Origin of the sequence: Lactobacillus sp. ESL0246, assembly GCF_003692965.1 — a bacterium.
Classification (GTDB): Bacteria; Bacillota; Bacilli; order Lactobacillales; family Lactobacillaceae; genus Lactobacillus.
On sequence record NZ_REHC01000008.1, the window covers coordinates 58,944 to 77,619 of the forward strand.

General features: G+C 33.7%; 17 protein-coding genes, 1 pseudogene and 2 other annotated features. Of the genes and pseudogenes, 4 read left to right on the forward strand and 14 right to left on the reverse strand.

Annotated elements, in window-relative coordinates:
* Positions 1–9: 9 nt before the first annotated feature.
* From brnQ to F5ESL0246_RS04265, 5 genes are all read right to left on the reverse strand, one after another.
* On the reverse strand, positions 10–1,383 hold the full coding sequence (gene brnQ / locus F5ESL0246_RS04245; RefSeq protein WP_122018282.1) for a branched-chain amino acid transport system II carrier protein: 1,374 nt from the start codon (positions 1,381–1,383) through the stop codon (positions 10–12).
* Positions 1,384–1,444: 61 nt separating this feature from the next.
* Positions 1,445–1,679 (reverse strand) — a binding site (T-box leader).
* A gap of 69 nt (positions 1,680–1,748) precedes the next feature.
* Positions 1,749–2,393, reverse strand: coding sequence for a copper homeostasis protein CutC (locus F5ESL0246_RS04250; RefSeq protein WP_122018283.1), 645 nt, complete (start codon positions 2,391–2,393; stop codon positions 1,749–1,751).
* Positions 2,394–2,610: 217 nt separating this feature from the next.
* The gene (locus F5ESL0246_RS04255) at positions 2,611–4,026 is read right to left on the reverse strand and encodes a DASS family sodium-coupled anion symporter (RefSeq protein WP_122018284.1); all 1,416 of its coding nucleotides are present in this window, start codon (positions 4,024–4,026) and stop codon (positions 2,611–2,613) included.
* A 20-nt stretch (positions 4,027–4,046) separates the two neighbouring features.
* Positions 4,047–5,867 carry an FAD-binding protein gene (locus F5ESL0246_RS04260; RefSeq protein WP_122018285.1) on the reverse strand — a complete coding sequence of 607 codons (1,821 nt, stop codon included), beginning with the start codon at positions 5,865–5,867 and terminating at the stop codon, positions 4,047–4,049.
* Positions 5,868–5,882: 15 nt separating this feature from the next.
* Complete coding sequence (locus F5ESL0246_RS04265; protein WP_369916908.1) at positions 5,883–7,676, reverse strand: FAD-binding protein; 1,794 nt, start codon at positions 7,674–7,676, stop codon at positions 5,883–5,885.
* Positions 7,677–7,875: 199 nt separating this feature from the next.
* Between F5ESL0246_RS04265 and F5ESL0246_RS04270 the strand changes: the two genes are divergently transcribed.
* Complete coding sequence (locus tag F5ESL0246_RS04270; RefSeq protein WP_122018286.1) at positions 7,876–8,766, forward strand: LysR family transcriptional regulator; 891 nt, start codon at positions 7,876–7,878, stop codon at positions 8,764–8,766.
* Between the two features lie 76 nt (positions 8,767–8,842).
* Here F5ESL0246_RS04270 and F5ESL0246_RS04275 read toward each other — a convergent pair whose 3' ends face one another.
* Positions 8,843–9,463, reverse strand: a complete 621-nt coding sequence (locus F5ESL0246_RS04275; RefSeq protein WP_122018287.1) for an SLAP domain-containing protein — start codon at positions 9,461–9,463, stop codon at positions 8,843–8,845.
* Between the two features lie 166 nt (positions 9,464–9,629).
* Here F5ESL0246_RS04275 and F5ESL0246_RS04280 point away from each other — a divergent pair, with 166 nt between their 5' ends.
* Together F5ESL0246_RS04280 and F5ESL0246_RS04285 are read left to right on the forward strand one after the other, a co-directional pair.
* A complete protein-coding gene (locus F5ESL0246_RS04280) occupies positions 9,630–10,484 on the forward strand; it encodes a glycosyltransferase family 8 protein (RefSeq protein WP_122018288.1) in 855 nt (284 codons plus the stop codon).
* A gap of 165 nt (positions 10,485–10,649) precedes the next feature.
* On the forward strand, positions 10,650–10,931 hold the full coding sequence (locus tag F5ESL0246_RS04285) for an HU family DNA-binding protein (RefSeq protein ID WP_122018289.1): 282 nt from the start codon (positions 10,650–10,652) through the stop codon (positions 10,929–10,931).
* A gap of 51 nt (positions 10,932–10,982) precedes the next feature.
* Here the strand turns inward: F5ESL0246_RS04285 and F5ESL0246_RS04290 are convergent, their stop codons facing one another.
* From F5ESL0246_RS04290 to F5ESL0246_RS04305, 4 genes are all read right to left on the reverse strand, one after another.
* Positions 10,983–11,684, reverse strand: coding sequence for a methionine ABC transporter permease (locus F5ESL0246_RS04290; protein WP_122018290.1), 702 nt, complete (start codon positions 11,682–11,684; stop codon positions 10,983–10,985).
* Positions 11,677–12,738, reverse strand: coding sequence for a methionine ABC transporter ATP-binding protein (locus F5ESL0246_RS04295; RefSeq protein WP_122018291.1), 1,062 nt, complete (start codon positions 12,736–12,738; stop codon positions 11,677–11,679). The genes F5ESL0246_RS04290 and F5ESL0246_RS04295 overlap by 8 nt, the downstream gene beginning before the upstream one ends.
* A gap of 18 nt (positions 12,739–12,756) precedes the next feature.
* Complete coding sequence (locus F5ESL0246_RS04300; protein WP_122018292.1) at positions 12,757–13,614, reverse strand: MetQ/NlpA family ABC transporter substrate-binding protein; 858 nt, start codon at positions 13,612–13,614, stop codon at positions 12,757–12,759.
* 38 nt (positions 13,615–13,652) lie between these two features.
* Positions 13,653–13,894: a binding site (T-box leader), on the reverse strand.
* 64 nt (positions 13,895–13,958) lie between these two features.
* Positions 13,959–14,465: a dihydrofolate reductase gene (locus F5ESL0246_RS04305; RefSeq protein ID WP_122018293.1), complete on the reverse strand. Its 507-nt coding sequence runs from the start codon at positions 14,463–14,465 to the stop codon at positions 13,959–13,961.
* Positions 14,466–14,572: 107 nt separating this feature from the next.
* Here F5ESL0246_RS04305 and F5ESL0246_RS04310 point away from each other — a divergent pair, with 107 nt between their 5' ends.
* Complete coding sequence (locus F5ESL0246_RS04310) at positions 14,573–14,884, forward strand: TipAS antibiotic-recognition domain-containing protein (protein ID WP_122018294.1); 312 nt, start codon at positions 14,573–14,575, stop codon at positions 14,882–14,884.
* An 83-nt stretch (positions 14,885–14,967) separates the two neighbouring features.
* Here F5ESL0246_RS04310 and pnuC read toward each other — a convergent pair whose 3' ends face one another.
* From pnuC to F5ESL0246_RS04330, 4 genes and pseudogenes are all read right to left on the reverse strand, one after another.
* Positions 14,968–15,600, reverse strand: coding sequence for a nicotinamide riboside transporter PnuC (gene pnuC / locus F5ESL0246_RS04315; protein ID WP_370448554.1), 633 nt, complete (start codon positions 15,598–15,600; stop codon positions 14,968–14,970).
* A gap of 193 nt (positions 15,601–15,793) precedes the next feature.
* Positions 15,794–16,204 (reverse strand): annotated as a pseudogene (locus F5ESL0246_RS08520) (MerR family transcriptional regulator).
* Between the two features lie 458 nt (positions 16,205–16,662).
* Entirely contained in the window at positions 16,663–17,331 is a 669-nt protein-coding gene (locus F5ESL0246_RS04325; RefSeq protein ID WP_122018296.1) for a hypothetical protein, read from the reverse strand.
* A 715-nt stretch (positions 17,332–18,046) separates the two neighbouring features.
* Positions 18,047–18,580 (reverse strand): hypothetical protein, encoded by a 534-nt coding sequence (locus F5ESL0246_RS04330; protein ID WP_122018297.1) that lies wholly within the window; start codon positions 18,578–18,580, stop codon positions 18,047–18,049.
* Positions 18,581–18,676: the final 96 nt, after the last annotated feature.

Consider the following 18,676-nt stretch of genomic DNA (forward strand, 5'->3'; position numbering starts at 1 on the left):
CTACGGCTTTTACAACTTATTCTTCTGTGCTAAAAAATGACTGACCAGTCCAAGCAATAAACCCATTAAAGCAGGAATTACCCAGTCCATCCCAATATTTGCTAGTGGTAAAAATTTCATTTGCAAATATTCCAACTGCAAAGCCCAGGATTGCCGACTAATAACTGGTGGAAACGAGGTAATCATATCTAGGATCGCTGGAATTACTGTTAAGCCTACCCCCCACGCATAAACTTTTTTATCATAATTAAAATAAATTCCCGTGATTGATAAAATAATTAGTACAATTGCAATTGGATAAAGGAACATTAGCATTGGAGTTGACCAAGAAATGATTGTATTTAACCCAAAGTTGGCAGTTATAAAAGAAGCAATTGTCATAATGGTCAACCAGACATGATAATTAACTTTACTGAAACTGCGATGAAAATCTTGTGCAAATGCCACGAGAAGCCCGACAGCAGTGGTTAAGCATGTTAAAGTAACTAGCGTTGCTAACAATGCATGCCCAAAACCACCTAAATAATATGTAATGATTTGATTAAAAGCTGTTCCTCCTTCTGACGAAATTTTAAAATGATTAAGTGTTGTAGCACCGAGCCAGATTAATCCAATATAAATAATTCCGATTGCTCCAGTGGCCAAGATACCGGCTTTTGCCGTTATTTGTGCATTACTTTTGGCTGAAGTTTTACCTAAATGCCGAACAGCTGAAACAATTGTATAGCCAAATGCTAGTCCAGCCAAAGCATCCATTGTATTGTATCCTTGCAAAAAGCCGTTAAAAAAGCCCTGTCTTTGATAAGCACCCGTTACAACTTGCTTACCAGCTACTCCCATTGGAGAAAGAAAGCTCAATAAAAAAACAAAAAATAAAAGTAATAAAAAAATAGGATTAAGAATGCGTCCAATGCTATCCAAAATTGTCGACTGATTGTAAGAAATTAGATACGCTAAAATAAAAAAGATTGCCGAAAAAGCAAGAAGACATGGTCTACTATACTTTTGTGGCAAAACCGGCTGTATGCCAACTGCAAAAGAAATACTAGCTGTTCTTGGGGTAGCAAATAGTGGGCCGAGTGTTAAATGAATCAGGATCATAAAACCAAGTGCAAACTTGTTTCCCAGAGGACGACCAATATCATAAACTCCCTTAGCATGACTTGCACTAATTGCCAAAACAGCCATTAACGGTAATAAAACTGCCGTTAACAAAAATCCGACTGTAGCTATTCCCCATTCAGCACCAGCTAACTGTCCCAAATGAATAGGGAAAATCAAATTTCCTGCTCCAAAAAATAATCCAAATAATAGGGATGCAACTGCTAAATATTGTTTCCAAGTTAAAGGTTCAGTATTTAAATCTTTTTCTATTTTCCTCATTTTATATCCTCTCTTCTCCAATCAAACTATCAGCAATAAAAAAGGCATCCTCGAACTGTTGTTCAAGGATGCCTTAGCATGGTACCACCTATCTTACAATATCAATTGACATTGTCACTTTACGTACAGCATCTCTACGATACGCTAACACGATAATGGGTGTTACCAAACCAAGCTACTGTATTTTCACTCGTTAGCTCCAAGCTACTTTCAAATTGCCTTTACGATTCTTTTTCACCTAGCAGAACTCTCTTATACGTTACCAGCAATTTTACTCTTCTTTTCATCACTTTTGTATTAATAATACTTTAATATTAAACTTATTTTTTGTCAAATAAAATTCAAAGATATAAATAATATTTGCTTTAAATCATCGAAACAATTTTTGTTCCATGCATTTGAGAAACTTTCAACTTAGTTGCTAAACTAGCAAAATTATTGCTAGTAATTCCTCCTCCAGGTAAAATTTCGATTTGATGATCGGCCCAAGTAATTATTTCTTGTAAATGCGTTAAATTCTCATCAATTGGCTGTTCAAGATTTCCCCCATGAGTCAATATTCGACACACTCCATGGCTTGCGAGCCACATGAGCGAATCGTGTTGTTTTTCGCGTTTAATTTCATCAAAGGCCATGTGCATAACAACGGGCATTTTTAATGAATCAGTCAATGAAAGTAACCTTAACATTCTAACCTTATCTAACTCTTTTGAAGTAGTTAAACAACCAAAAGTAACTGCATCTGCCTTGAGCATACTTGCAATTTGTATATCATTGACCATGATTTTGATCTCATCATCATTGTAGACAAAATCATCTCCACGGGGTCTAATCATCACAACAACTGGCACATTCTTATTATGCGCAAATTCGATTGAACTCTTAAGAACACCAAAAGATGGTGTAATACCTCCTACATCTAAATCACTATTAAGTTCAACTCGATCTGCTCCCGCAGCTATTGCACGAGTAAGATTAGTAAAATTTTCTACACATGCTTCTTTTAACATTGAATTACCTTCTTTTTTAATCAAACGTATCTAAAAGCTGTTCTAAATGCCTTTAGATAACATTTTTCAAGTTGAGATAACTGCCTAAGTCATTAATTATTGCGTACTTTTATATTTTAATCTTATCCTTGCTTAGAGGATCAGACAAGTAATCTACTAAAAATTTATAAATAAAAAAACACTAGACTATAAATAAAATAGACTAGCGTTTAATTAACTACCACATGCCAATGACTTTAGTCCAAATAAGACCACCGCCAAGCCAGATAATATTTAGGATAACCCCAATAATCGCACTTAGTTTCCACCAATCTTTGTTGGAAACATAACCAGTTGAAGATAAGAGCGCTGCAGGGCCAGCAGAATAACTAGAAGTTGATAAATATAGTGAACCATCTAAAGCCAGCATGAGAGCTGCCATGATTGGTGGAACTCCAGCACCAATTGCGATTGACAAGAAACCTGCATATAATGCAGAAATTTGTGTTGAAACACTCGGGAATAAATAATGTAAATAAAAGTATGCTAAATACAAAATTACTAAAACCCAAATCCAGTTCATTCCATTTAAGGCACTGCCTAAGGTCTTAGAGAACCATGGAAAGAATCCTAATTGCATTAGTTTTTGGGACATTAACATAATAATTGAAAGCCAAGTTAAAATATTCCAAGCAAAGCTTTGGCCAAGAATATCTTTAACATTGATTACTCCGCAAACTAGTAATAATGCAACGGCAATAAAACTAACAAGAGTAGCATCAATTCCAAATTTTGGTCCAACCAGCCAAAGTGCTACAGCTAGAACAAAAACTACGGCCATGATATCTTCTGCAAGGGTCATCTTGCCTAATTCTTTTAATTTGTTATCTGCCCATGCATGAGCGTTGGGAGTTTCTTTAATTTTAGGTGGATAAATTTTATATAAAACAAATGGAACAATTAATAATGAAATAATACCAGGAACAAGTGCGGCTAAGAACCATTGCATCCATGAAATCGTAATATTTTGTGTTTTAGCAATTCCCAATGCAACCATGTTCCCAGCTAAGCCAGTCAAAAACATTGTTGAAGTAACAATATTAATCTCATATTCGTTAAAAACAAGGTAGGCTCCCATCTTATCTTGAGTACCTTGTTTTGGATCAGAACCCATTTCTTTAGAAAGATTATCAATTATTGGGTACATAATCCCATTAACTCGAGCATTGTTACTTGGAATACCGATTGCTAAGACTGTCTCAACTATTGATAAAGCATAAGCTAGTCCCAATGTCTTTTTACCAAACGTCTTAACAAAAAAGTAAGCAATCCGCTTGCCTAAGCCTGATTTTATAAAGCCAGCTGCCATAAACATACACATTGCTACCATCCAGGCAGTCGAATTTCCAAAACCAGCAGTAACCTCGTCCATTTTAAAAATTCCTGTTAAAGTAGCAATCACAATCGCAATAATTGTTGTTGCCATCATTGGCAATGGTTTAGTCACACAAGCAATGATCGTTGCAATAAAAATTGCAAATAAATGCCATGCTTGAACATTAATTGCAGTTGGTCTAAATGGCGTTAAGACCCACAGGATGATGCCAATTGCAACTGGCAAAATCCATTTTTTCCATTCAAATTTATCTAACATTTTTACTTCTCCTTAAAACTTTATTGTTTTGCTTTTTTGATAGCTTGGTTAACAGCTTCTTTAAGTGCCTTTGTAGTAGTTGATGCTCCTGATATGGCATCAACTTTAGTAGAATTCTTCAAAACCATTTCTTGGGGAATCTGCTTAATTGCTATTGCACCTATCCCCTCAGTTTCATGACTTTCCAAAACTTCAATCTTTTTAATGGAATTATCTTGATAAGTTACACGTACCAAGATTCGTCCGCCAATCCCACCTTCTGAAGAGCCAAGATACTGGTGTTCATGTAGTTCTATTTGGTCAGTCTTATTACCATCTAGAAGATCATTAATCTTAGGAACTTTTTCAGAAATTGTAATTTTCATATCATTCATTGATGTTTTAGCTGCATTCTCACCAGCAATTTTCCCCAATATTAAACATTCCGCAAGATTACCGCCGCCTTGATAATGATTGGCACACATACCACCAAGCTCACCAGCACCAAACAATCTCTTAATCGGTTCTTCGTTAACATCCAAAATACGTGCCTGGCCGTCATGCTTCGGTCCCCCTTGTGTATTTAAAACAACAGGGGCTAACCTGATTGCATAAACTGGTCGTTTCATATCGAATTCTTCTAAGGATTCGGGCTTGCGATTGAACTGCATATCATTACCCTGACGGGCAAACTCATTAAATTGTAGTACTGTTTTTCTTAAATTTTTTTCTGGCACGTGTATTTTCCTTGCCAACTCTTGAACTAAATCAGCTTTAACTACCTTTTGGAAAAATTGTTGATACTTAAGTGTATGCTGTTTTTTTTCTTCAATAAATTTTTCAAATTGTTTACTATCGAAAACTAACCATACATTATTGTATGCATGAGGTAATAAATAATCACCATGTTGAGCAATGTGGCCATGTCTATATTTGGCATCTTCTCGCATAAAGCGAGTACCATCATCACCCACTACAAAAATAGAGCCGGATTTAACATTTTTCCAGCCGCTTATTTGCCTACCACGCTCATTGGCATCTTCAGCAATTACGTAGCCAGGAACAATCCCTAAAGACTCATAATTTCCCATATGCCACATTTTTGCTCCTACTTCAGCTGCCATTTTCACGCCATCACCATTGTTATACAAAGTTCCTAATGGAGTTAACTTGTTGATATGAAGATAGTCTTGTTGCATTTCTTCATTATTTTCAAATCCGCCCGTAGCTAGTACCACACCTTGTTTAGCATGAATATAGTACTGCTTGTGGTTGCGTGAAATTATTACTCCACAGATTTCCCCATTTTCGGAATTTTGTATCAAGTGTTTAGCTTTTGAATTTAACCAAATATCTATTTTATCTGCCCGCTTAATTACTTCATTTCGTATTACCTGCCATAATGCAGCATCAAAATCTTGGTTATGAACTAAGGCAAAATCAAAAGTTTCTGAGCCTTGATATTCGGGATATTCACAGAGAAATTTTTTGTTTGCCAAATGATCTCCAACATGGTAGTCACTTGACCAAATAAATGGATCTATTTTAAAGTATTTTCTGAAATAATCAGGCATTTGGATAAAGCCATTAAGATAAACATCCAATATGTCTTTATCCATCATAAACGGGGCATTTAGCTGTTTATAATAAGCCGTTATTTTGTCCTTGTCATGAGCCATTGCAACATGTTGAGCGGAATAGCGTGTATTGCCACCTTCATGTCCATAAGGGGCAACATCGACTAATAAAACTTTAGCACCATTATCGGCAGCAAATCGAGCAGCTGTACCGCCAGCTCCACCAAAGCCTAATACAATTACGTCATAGGTACCATTCCACTTAGTTTTTTCATCGATCTTCATTTTTATTCTTCTTTTTTACTTTTGAATATTTTTAATCGCTTTATTAACAGCTTCCTTAAAAGCAGCACTAGTGGTACTTGCTCCACTAACAGCATCAACATCAGTAGTTTGCTTGTCTAACATTGCTTTAGTTAATACAGGTATTGCCTTACCACCTAAAGAAGGTGTTTCTTTTTGTTGCAAAGTTTCAATATTAATTAATCGATTGTCATCAGCTGTCACCCGTACAACAATTGGAACATCATTAATACCATTCTCACTAATTCCAATTCCCTGATTTTCGCCCACTTCATAATCAGTTGTTGTTGCATGTGCATCCGATTTAAGATCAGGGTTTTGAGAAGCACCCGTTATAACATCAACTTCTTCAATTTTGCGTTTAGGCCAAGCTGCATTTTCACCAGCAATTTTCCCAGAGATCAGCAAATCAGCAATACTATTTGCTCCAACATATTTTGTAGCAAATATATCTCCTAGTTCTCCTGCCTCATATAAATGTGGAATTACATTGTTTTGCATATCAAGAACTTCACACTTTTCATTGCGCTTTGCACCACCATGTGTATGCAAAATATTATGTCTAATGGCAATGGCATAATATGGACCATTTCCGAAAGCACGCATAGTGTCAATGTGACGATTCAAGAACATATCACGCTTTTTGTTCTCAGTAAGGTAGTTAAAATCAGCAACTGCCTCAGCTAATTTAGGAGCTGTAATTTTTTCTGCTAATTCTTTAATTGAATCTGCCTTAACTGCATATGAAATCAATTGCTTAATTTGGTCGGATTTGTCAGATTCATCACTTGACAGTTGATCATATTGCTTTTGATCCATAATAATATGCGGATGATTTTGGTTAGGAAGCATAATCCAGTTACCATGGTTATACTTATAGCCGTGTCTGTCTTCTTCATCTTCGCGGTAATAACGGGTACCATCATCACCAGCTATAAAAATACTGCCGTTAAATAGACTCTTCCAATTAATCATATATGCAAATTTTTCTCTTGGTTCACCCCTATTAAGAGAAAAGCCATGAGAATCATAGTTTGACATATGCCACAGGCGAGCACCCGCTTCAATTGCAAGGTCGATTCCCTTTCCTTGATTATATAGGGTACCAATCGGTGCTAGTGAACCCTGTCCCAAAAAGTTTTGTACCATATTCTGATTATTTTCAAAACCACCACATGATAAAACAACGCCATTTCTAGCAGCAACATTTCTAATCACATCGTTATGCTTAATTTGCACTCCTAGAATAGTTTTGTTTACAGGATCTTGAATAAGATGTTCTGCTGGGCTTGAAAACCAAATATCAATTTTATCTAAACGTTCATAAACTTTTTTGCGCAATAATTTCCAAAAACCGCCATTATACATCCCAGCAGTCATACTTTGGGAACGCATTGTTTCTGCATGCTTATATTCCGGATACTCACCCTTGGGTCTTCGACCAGTATATTGTGCTTCAATTCCAAAATACTTCTGCGAATATTCTTTCATTTTCATAACATTATTGACGAACGCATCTAAATCTCTGGGATCATATTTGAAAGGATAATATGTTTGTTTGTAGTAATCCCTTAGATCATTAAAGTTGTCACTCCAAGCAAAAGCACCACCAGCATAACGTGTGTTACCACCTTCATGGCCCTCTGGCGCAGAATCAATTAGTAAAACGTGAGCATTTTGATCAGCTGCAAATCTTGCAGCTCCAGCTCCAGCACCACCAAATCCGACAACAATTACATCATAGACAGCGTCCCATTTAAGAGTTGAGTCGTAGATCAAATTAATTACCATCACTTTCTTATTAAAAATTCCTATCACAAAAAATATAACCGTTAAAGTAGGTTTAGTCGAACTAATTTTTTAAATAAAAATAATAACTTTAGTTAAATAATTCCTTGTGCTGCAAGACTCTATTGCAATTTTTGATATTATTTAATATAATTCAAAAATATATACTTATAAATGTTTTTTATTTACTTTAGGACTTATTATGAATGAAAAAGACCTGTTATATTTTTGCAAACTAGTTGAAACTGGAAGTTATACTACAACTGCTAATTACTTTAAAGTTACCCAACCAACAATTTCAATGGCAATTAAACGTCTAGCTGATAAGTTTGATGATCCGCTTCTCTTACAAAAGAACCGTAAAAGCAAGATTACCTTGACTGATGCAGGAGATTTACTTTATCAAAAAGCTAAAATTTTATTGCATCAAATTGCCAGTATTGACTACGATGTAAGGCATGCGAGTGATAAAAAAATCCGGCTGGCCTTTTCTGGTGAAGCAGGTAATTATTATATTGCTGATATTATTCAAAAATTCTATCAAGCCCATATAACCAACTTAATTGATGTTAATATAAAACGCTCTGCAGATGCTTTTGCCGATTTAACTAATGGAGATGTGGATGTTGCTATCTATTCATGGATGGTTCCTATTAATGACCCTGAATATTTTATTCATAACCTTCAGCGGACAGAGTTGGTACTGATTACGAGTCAAAATCATCCATGGCACAATGTCCATGAAATTAAAGCTGCGGATTTACGTTGCTGCAAATTTATTGCTCGTAAACGTGGATATTTAACTCGAGAATGCCTAGAACAGGAAGCAAAACTGGGTGACTTTTCCCCTAATATTGTTTACACTTCTCCAACAATGAAGTTAATGATTGATCTAGTCAAAAGAAACGTTGGCACTGCACTTGTAATGGAAAGTAGTGTTAAAGAAGAGAATGGTGTTCACATTATTCACTTAAAATCAGGGCAACGACTCTGGGCCTATATGCAAATTGCTATGAGGAAAAGTTTTGTTCCCAACAAATATCAACGAGCGGGAATTGAGATCTTAAGAAATTTTCGTCCAAAAAATAAGTGAACATATTTAAAAAGGCAGCAACGTCTAAATGTTGCTGTCTTTGTTTATCTTTATTTGAATAGAATGATTGCCATTTTTATTGGGCAATGATTTGTGCACTCTTGGCATCAAGATCTGTCCACTTGAGATATCGCGTTTCTGAAATTGCTACAAACTTAGTTTTCTTTATTTCCTTAGTTGCTAAAACTATAACCTTTCGGCCCTTAGGAATATAGTATTTCTGATTAATAACGCCCTTGCTGCTATAAATACGGGCATTACGCTTCACTTTATAACTTACTGCCTTAAAAGGCACAACATTTGTTGCCAAGATGTACTGCTTTTTCTTATTTTTGGCATTAGTGATGAATCTAAGGTAGTTTTCACTTTTTCGGTTATTAAAACCATTAATATAAACAACGGTTCCCTTTTTTAATTTTTTATTCTTAATTTTCTTAAAATCTTGATTATAAATTACACTGTTTTTAGTAACCTTAACGTAGCGGTTAATTAAAGTTAGTGCATTTGCATTGTTCTCAGTTGGTTTCTTACCAGTTTCATTTTGATTTCCATTGGGCTGATTGGTATCAGTAGTTTGGCTTTTCGCAATATTTTGGTCTGTAGTTAAAGCATTTGTTTCCGTAGCCAAGACAGGTGTTACCATAACTAGGTTCAATAGAGTAGCACCTATTATACTTAACAAAATTTTTTTAGTCACTATTATCCCTCATTACTAATTAAAATCTATTTACTTTAATTTTACTACATTCCTGAATAGATATCTGCTCTGAACTAAGTTAAATTAATTTTACGTTAGCAACAGGATTGCTATATACTGATTAAGATGGCTTAGAGTATATTGAGATGTATTTTAGGAGGTTAAAATGGCAAATCCCACAAATAAGCCAATTGAAATTTTAGTAACAATTGATCAGAATTACATAAAACCACTTGAAGTAATGCTATATTCCCTAAAAATTAATAGTTTTACAGACAAATTCAGGATTTGGTTAATTCACGACAATATTGCAGATAAAAAATTAGTTGCATTGACAACTTTTGCGCAGAAAATTGGTATTGAAATTCAACCAATAGCAATGGCATTAAATATTTCTTTCCCGGATTCACTTCTTAATTTACATGATTATCCTAAAGAAATGTACTTTAGACTACTATCAAGTCAAATTCTTCCTTCAGATTTACACCGCATTATTTATCTTGATCCAGATATTTTAGTAATCAATACACTTCGTCCACTATGGGAGCTTGATCTTCAGGGCAAAATGTTTGCTGCTGCTGTCCATGAAGGATTAACTGATATTATGAGTTCAATAAATCAACTACGACTTGGTACGACAACTGATTATTTTAATTCTGGTATTATGCTAATGGATTTAGATCAAATGCGTGCAAAAGTTAATCTGGAGGACATTTCTAAGGCAATTGCCAAGCATCATGACACCTTAATTTTACCCGATCAAGATATTCTAAATTATCTATACGGGGAAGAGATTTTAAAAATACCTGAAACTCAATGGAATTATGATGCTCGCTCCTATTCAGTATATCTTGCACGAAGTACAGGTAAAATTAATACTGAATGGGTTATGAGTAATACAGCAATTTTACATTTTTGTGGTAAATCGAAGCCCTGGCAAAAAGAAAATCATTCTCGCTTTAAAGCGCTTTACCTCAACTACCTACATTTAACTGCTCGAATTAAAGATTACCAAAAATAAATATAACATTTAGCTTTTTTCTATTGAAGGACGCAATAACTGTGATAAAATAATAAAAGTTAGAAATATCAAGCTATACCATGATTCAAATGTATTTTTATAAGAAATACATTTGAAAATTGCGTGTGCTTTGTATAATAAGTTTTATAGAAAAGAGAAGGAAATATGGCTTCAATCAATAAATCTGAACTTACTAAAGAAGTTGCAGCAAAGACTGAACTCAAGCAAAAGGAGACCGAACAAGTCATCGATGCCTTAATCGAAACAATTAAGGAAAATTTGGCTAAAGGTGAAAAAGTTCAAATCATCGGTTTTGGATCATTTGAAGTTCGTGATCGTGCAGAAAGAAAAGGTCGGAACCCACAAACTGGTAAGACTTTAACTATACCTGCTACAAAAGTTCCTGCTTTTAAGCCAGGTAAGGCTTTGAAAGATGCAGTTAAATAAGTAATCTAGTTAAAACAAAAAACAACGGGATTATCTCCCGTTGTTTTTTGTTTAGCGTTTTTGATGATTTAACTTCTTGGCAAAAAAATCGCCAACTATTTGAACTATAAAAATCAAAATTACCACAAGAGCAGTTGCAATAAATGTCACATCATTATTAAAACGATTGTAGCCATATGAAATTGCCGTATTTCCTAACCCACCAGCACCAATGGCTCCAGCCATTGCCGTTAAACCGATTAAACTAATAATTGTTACGGTTGAAACACGAATCAGTTCAGAACGTGCTTCATTTAAGTAAACATTGAAAATTATATCCCATATAGTTGCCCCTAAACTTTCTGCAGCTTCAATTTTTCCTTGATCAACACTTTCTAAAGCAACCTGAACCTGCCGAGCATAAAAAGGAAAAACACCCAAAGTTAAAGGTACTAGTGCAGCATTTATTCCAATTTGGGTCCCAACAATTTTTTGCGTTACTGGTGCAATAAAAGCGAGTAAAATAATGAAAGGAATTGCCCGAAAAATAGAAACAACTTTATCACAAAGATTAAACAAAAATTGGTTTGGTCGAATTCCTTCTCTTTTTGTTAAAACTAAGATAATTCCAAAAATTATGCCAAGAATACCACCAAAAATGCCTGACCAGAAAGTCATAAACAAAGTTTGACCGATACTTGTCGCCCAACCAGTATCACCTAGCCAGCCAAGTTCAACGACGTTAGGAAAAGCCCTGCTAAACCAGTTAATCATACAAATTCCCCTTTTCATTTAAGCGCGTAACTGCCACTTTTGCTTCTTCTAAAAAGCGAATCGTTTCCTGCTGTTTATCTTCATTCCCTTTTACTAGAACAAGAAGTGTCCCAATTGGTTCTCCATTTAAAAGTTCAACATTACCGTATAACATGCTTACTTCAACACCAATTTTACGGTAAAGGTCAATGACAATTGTTTTTGTAACATTATCCATACTATAAACCAGTTGGTAAATGGCCTCATTTTCAGTTAATTTATCTAATTTAAGTGACTGCAGGGTACTAATTACTTCACCTGAACCCCCAACAAAATTTTGGGTTAATTCAGTTTGAGGATGAAGAACAACGTCACGCAGTGATCCTTTTTCAATTATTTCTCCTCGCTGCATTAAGGCAACTTGGTCACAAACCTGTTTGACAGCGCTCATTTCATGAGTAATTAAGACAATCGTTAAGTTTAACTCATCCTTTAATTTTTTTAATAAAGTTAAAATTTGTTGAGTATTTTGCGGATCTAGTGCACTGGTTGCTTCATCTGAAATCAATATATCTGGTTCATTAGCAAGAGCTCGAGCTATTGCAACACGTTGCTGTTGACCACCGGAAAGTTGAGCAGGAAAGACGTCAGCCTTGTCTTTTAAATCGACTAAATCAAGCAGCTTTAACGATTTAGCTGTTATTTCTTTTTCTTTAAGACCTGAATGTTTTAATGCAAAAGCAATATTTTCAATCACACTAGTCTCATTTAATAAATTGAAATTTTGAAAAATCATTCCAATTTTTCTACGTGCCAGTTGTAGCTGCTTAGTTTCGATTACTTGTTTTCCATTTTTTACAAAGTCAGTTCCATTTACTCTGACATTACCTGCAGTTGGTTTTTGCAAAAGATTAATTGTTCTAACCAAAGTTGACTTACCTGCACCAGAAAAGCCTACTATGCCATAAATACTTCCTTTTTCAACTGTTAAGCTAACGTCATGCACAGCATGAACTGTGTCTTTATCCCGATCAGAAAAATCAACGTTGACATGCTCTAACTCGATAATTCCCATAAAAATTCGCTCCGTTCACTAAAACTTGATGTCCCACGCAGGCTGAGTCATATTACCATAGTACTTCTTGACTAAGCGTTTAGTTTCAGCTGTTTGATATGCTTTAACCACTGCCTGGTAATCCTTGTTATTTTCTTGACCCTTTTTCGCACAAATAATGTTTACCCATTGGAGTGAATCTTTATTTAAAGGTTCAATAAAGATTGTTTGCTTTTCTCCTAAACCAGCAGGACCCGCAAAATCGTTATTAACAACAGCAGCATCGACTGAATTAATTACCCGACCACATTGATCAGCACTAATTTCTTTAATTTTTAAATTTTGTGGATTTTTAATGATATCCGCAACCGTAACTAGTGCCTTATTGGGACGTAATTTAATTAAGCCAGCATTCTTTAACACTAATAATGAACGAGATTCATTAGTGGCGTCATTAGGAACAGCAATTGTTGCACCCTTAGGTAATTCATTCAACTTATGATATTTTTTTGAATATAATCTGATTGGATTAACCTCTGTTCGACCAATTGCTACAACACCACCATGATTAGATTTATTCCATGCCTTTAAGAAGGCATAATGCTGAAATGCATTCAAATTAATATCACCATTTTTTACTGCTTTATTGGGTTGATTATAATCCGTGAAATTCTTGATCTTAATTGTTACCCCGTACTTCTTTTTAGCAAGAGCAGCGGCATGATTCCAAATATCTTGTTTTGCTTTAGTTTCACTAACAATTCCTACTGTGACAATATGACTTTTCTTTGACTGATTAGTGTTACTACTGCTACGTCCAAAACTAAACCAACCGCCAACAGCAATAAGCAAAATAACTACAGTACCAATAATAATATTCCTACTCTTCTTCGTCATTTTAAAACCTCCGAAAATAAAAAAAGCACTTATCCTATCATAAGGACGAGTGCTTCGTGTTACCACCTTTAAATTCATTTATTACTCACGTAATAAATCTCATTAGCTATCAACCAATAGCTTGCAAGGATAACGGATACAATTCCGCCACTAGCTAAATATCACTAGTAGTCATCATTTCAAGCCCATATTCACCATCAACCACCAACCGATTCTCACCACAATATCGGCTCTCTTTATTAGTAAATAGAATAGTTACTCTGCTTTTCAAGATGTATTAATTATTTAATTGTTTATTAATTTAGCACTTAAAATATAAGCTGTCAACTATTTTCTTAAAATTACTACTTGCGTTGATAAGTTAAAAAATCATAATAATAAGTATTATTTGCATCTGGTTGATGAGCAACGCTTTTGATTAAAACAAACTTGTCATAATCAATTTGTGGCATTGTAACGTTCCCAATAAAATTAGCTTTTATAGCCGTTTTTTCTAAATAATCAACTTGTGAAATTAAAGCTTGAAAAACTGACCGTCCTCCAATAACATAGTTTTTTTCATTTTTATGATATTTTAGCCATGAGTTTAACTCGGTAAGTGAAGAAACAATCTCAACTTGGCTATTTCTTTGATATTTTTGAATCAACTTTTGATTCTTTGTTAGGATAACATGATGTCGCTTGGGTAAAATATTTGGTAAACTGGTAAAAGTTTTTCGGCCCATAATTATTGAATGTCCCATTGTTAATTCCTTAAAATGTTTCAAATCAGCAGGCAAATACCATGGTAATTGACCATTAAAACCAATTTGATGTGACAGATCTTCGGCCCAAATATAAGTAAGCGTAATTTCACCTCCCTTTAATTATAAAAGCTATTTAGAATAATTTACTTAAGACATGCTTTTTCTATTTAAAATTGCTATAGTAAATATATGACAAAAATAAGGAGAATAATATGACTAAGAAAGCAGATCAACAGACCGAAAAAAATTTCAATAAAATGAAGGTAACTGAAGCAAATTTGGTAAGAGATTTGCAAGCCGTAGTAAAAGATCCGAGCCAAATCGGTAAATTAAGCGATAAAATTTTTCAGAATCATCAAAAATGGTTAAAAACAATTATGCCTAATTATACACCTGAAATTCATTTGGCAATTGTCAACTCCTATGAAAAAGATAAACGATACCAATCCTATTATGATGATAAGGCTGGTAAAGGTGCAACTAAAGCTTTAATTAAAATTGTTAATGAACATTTAGCAAGTTAACCTTGGTAGTTGATATCAATATTAAAAAGCGTCCCTTAATTTAGGAACGCTTTTTAATATTATCTATTTATGTTTATCAAATATCAGTGAAACCAATGAATATGCTTATCTGTAAACGCTAATAAGTCATTACTTAAGTATAAAATATAAGTAATAAACAATGTTAAGTTTGCATCACCTTGAAAAGCTGTAACTCCCCATAAAATAATTGACATAATACCCTGAATTGTCCAGAAATAATATTGTTCCCGAAAGCGCATTGTACATAATAATGACCCAGTAATCCCGATTGCTCCCGCAGTAGCATCAATCCATGGACGAGGACTAATAAAGATTTGGGTGTCCATATAATAAAGCATGCTAGTTACAATAGCAAAGAAAATAGCCGTCAATAACCATTGCAAAAGTCCCATCCCTCGAATACTTTTTTCTGTTTCTTGCTTCCAGACTGGTAGAAGTAATACGGGCAAATCAAGAAGTATAATGTATGACGCTTGTAAAACAATGTTCGCATAATTTTTTGCGTAAATAGAAATAATTATATAGATAATTGCTGATAATAATCCTAGGACTCCATTTATTTGCTTAGCATTTGTAATTGCCAAGGTACAAGTAAAGCCCATAATTGCAGCAATCATAGTAACCACTGCAAGAATATTAAGCGGCGAGGAAATTGTCGTTCCAATAATAATCCCGATACCTAGCATAAGTAGCATGTATGTCTTAAAACTCCATCCACGCAATTGATTTATATACCATTTAAGCCGAAAAATATCAGTATTAAGCTGTAGTTTCATAGTTTAATCCAACCTATTTTAAGATTTATGCCAAAAGCACGTTTTCCATCATATCATTAACAGACATAATTTAAAAATATTATGACTAATATTCAGCTGATTTTAAAGTTGATCAATCTACTTGTTCATAAGCTAATTTTTCGTTTTCATAGGTTAATAATTTGTCATCAAAGTGGGCAATCTTATAATTTAAATAATTAATTGTCTTTTGTAATTCTTTAGCTTGCATTTGTAACTGTTGTCTTTGACTGATTAACATTTGCTTACGCAGCTTGGAAGGTGATTGCTTATGATATTCAGAAACAAATTTTTTAATTTCTGAATAGACATTCCTGCTTGACGCAGAGCTTTAATATAAAAAAATCCAGTTTTTATCATTGTCACTATATATCCTATACCCCTGCTGATTGCGATAAATTTTAGGGAGCAAACCGATTTTTTCCCAGTAACGTAAAGTATCTTTTGTTAATTCAAATTCTTGACTAATTTCATTTATGTTTAGTTGTTTATTCACTTTGTTCATTTCAATCATGCATGAATTTTTTAAACTTGAGCGAAATCTCGATGATTGAAAATGAATTGTCTTCGGGATAACCATAATATCCCATTGAATCAATTAGCATAATACTACCTGGTCAGTCTACTTCTTAATTTATAGAAAGAATACTCCTTGATATGCACTCCAAGGCAACTTTTAAGTTAAAAGCAACAAATTAGTGGATTTAGTATAAATAATAGTTTAAATTAAATAAATTCATTATTCCAATAATCCCAAGTTCAATTTCTGCCATTCAAAATAGTTGGAATTAAATTAAGAATTGTAGTTTATATTGTTAATGAATTAATTTTTTTAAAATGGTTAAAACTCCAAATTAATGATAGATTGATGCAATTTGATTTAAAAGCAATTAAAAAAATAGTGTCTTTCATCAGTGAAAAACACTACCTCTTTTAGTTAATAATTATAGTATAACTTAACTTTTATTTGTTTTCAGCTTTCTTAGCTACTTTTTTAACGCTTTTATTAACATTTTTTTTAACGTTTTTAGCAGCTTTCTTAGACTTTGCTACGGTCTTTTTACCTTGCTTAGAAACAACTTTTTTGCTATCTGCCGGGTGATCAGTTGGAACATCTGGCAATGGGTTAACAATCTTACCTTGTTGTTCTTTTTCAACAACCGGTGCTAACCAATTAATTTCTGCAGTTAAATTATCACGGTATTTTTTAGTGTAACTAGCCTTGTCATTAGTAAAGTGCTTCAAAGTATCTTTATATAAATTTAAACGCTTTAAGTTAGATAATTTTGCGCCTTTCTTTACAGCAACATTGTAATAGCGATTAGCCCGCTTATGAGCCTTTGACCATTTAGCATTGACTTTGATTGGCTTTAATTTCGGCTCTTTAATCTTCTTTCCATCTTGCTTTGGTTTTTGTTCATTTTTTGTAGTATCTGTCTTATTACTATCTTTACCAGTCTTAGCATCCTTGTCCGGAGCTTTAACCTCATTCTTTTGCCCGTTATCAGCAATTTTATTTGTTGAAGTTGGATTTGTTTCTGCTGCCAATGTAACAGCTGATTGACTAACTACAGGAGCAATCGAGGTTACTCCAGCAATTGCTAATTCAATAATTTTTTTATTTAATTTCATAATTTGTACACCTTTCTTAAATATGTGACACTTATTATAATGACTATTTTTCATTAAGTAAACCTATTATGCAAATTAATTATCAAAATATAATTATATATACTAGTATAATTTAGTGTTGGAATGAGCTCTTTCTCCATTAATACTCAAAATGACGCTACTAGCTCAATCAGCGAGTTGAATATTTAACAGTTATGATCTTTTTAGGGGGTCAAATTGTTTTTTGCTGTACGAGAGCAACAAAAAAGCTTGTAATCCTTGATATCACAAGCTTTATAAAAGCATTTAAGGAGAGTACAGTCTAATTTATCAAAAATAAATAATTTAGACATCTCATAATCACTGAAATATCAATAATTATAAATTGATTAATCATAATTAATAACAACTAATTACAAAGTTGGCGAACATTTTGGCGAACATACAAAAGCACCGTTTAATCGGCACTTTTTGATTTGTTTTTGGATGGCTTATTTTTGGTGTTCTAGTTTATCGTTTCGTTTTCTTACGCAAATATTAATGCCCCGTTTTGGCTTTTTTTATGCCTAAATTTTATGTTATACTGATTTTAATTAATGCAATTGTCATACAGTACACGCATTAAGTTTGATATTTGTAACTGCAAAGGCAAATCCTCTTGGATTGCTTTTTTTGCATAAAAAAGCCACCCAGAATCTAATCTGAGTGGCGTTTAATTTTATTATACTTTTGATTATCAGTATTTAAAACCCGAATAACGCTGATTCTTTAATTGTTTAGCTAATTTTTGTGACCGATAATAATGTTCCGACCCCCAAATTCCAGCACCTCCGGCTATAGTTAGGACTTGATGACCATTAAGCTTAGAAACGTTAAAGTATGAAGCAGCACCTGCAGTTTGATACCATCCTCTCAGAGCAAGCCAACTACGTCCATGAGCTTTTGCTCTATTTGAAAAGAAAACCCAATTTATCTTTTTATTGTTATTCCTTTTGTTGTAATCATAGCTATAGCCTGTTGGATTAACGTGTAAATAGCGTGTATATTTATCACCAGATTCATTTGCCTTAAAACGTTTTTTCGTAATGATTTGCTTATTAACTTTATTACTGTAGTTAGAATAAGAATACCATTTACCACGCATCTTTTTTGGAAAAACAGCTATATTCGTCTTTGCATCAACAATATTTATCTGATTAATTGTGCATGCCGTACTTACTCCCACAGTCACAATTAACGCAACTGCAATTATAAATTTTTTTATTTTCATTTCTTCTCCTTCTTCCTAAAACGGTACCAAATAATTATATTATTATGCTTATAAATAAACAATATATCATCGCAAAAAAATAAGCCACCCAGAAAT